The sequence below is a fragment of the Acinetobacter sp. 1125_18A genome, assembly GCF_052824985.1.
Window position 1 is genome coordinate 1 of the sequence record NZ_VTDG01000056.1, and the last position, 617, is coordinate 617.

Sequence of the window (617 nt, forward strand, 5' to 3'; positions counted from 1 at the left end):
ATTTCTGTTGATGATTCACAAGAAATACTCTTTGAAATTGAAGAATATTTATACAAGGTTTTAACTGATGCAAAACATTGATAACTATTTTGCGCTTGAAGAGGATATTTTGAAGCGCATTAAAACTGAACTACCTGATATTGATGAAGTTGTTACGCCGTTCAATGTGGATGATCTTTTTGAATGTCTAATTGGTGATGTGGGTATAGGCATTATCTATGTTGGTGACCGCATCTCTGATACATCAGGGGATGGCAAAGCTAATGCAATTTATCAACAGTGGTTAATCGCGCTTGGTGTTTCTGATGCATCAGCTCAACTTGATGAAACTATGTCGATTCGCCAATTGGCTGACCCATATATCAGAAAAATTCTTGCGGCAATGCAAGGTTACCAACCTCAGATTGTCGGATACAAACGCTTCTTGCGTGTTGATGCTGGAGTGCCAGTAGGTAAGACAACTGCAGGACGGGCATTTTTCCCATTCTTATTTGAAGCACAAATGATTAAATCATGGTGACTATGAAAATATATAAAGCATTACAGCCTATAGGTCGTTTTGAAAAAGGCGATATTGTGGGTGGTCTTTCAGATGACCAAATTAAACGATTAGAAGC

Annotated in this window: 1 protein-coding gene; it reads left to right on the plus strand. The window is 38.1% G+C overall.

What is annotated here, in order from left to right:
* Positions 1-67: 67 nt before the first annotated feature.
* Positions 68-520: a phage tail terminator protein gene (locus tag FY049_RS22230; RefSeq protein ID WP_287840675.1), complete on the plus strand. Its 453-nt coding sequence runs from the start codon at positions 68-70 to the stop codon at positions 518-520.
* The last annotated feature ends 97 nt before the right edge of the window (positions 521-617 follow it).

Bases quoted from the DNA above. Each gene is read 5' to 3' on its own strand.
- FY049_RS22230 (WP_287840675.1), top strand. From the start codon at position 68: ATGCAAAACATTGATAACTATTTTGCGCTTGAAGAGGATATTTTGAAG.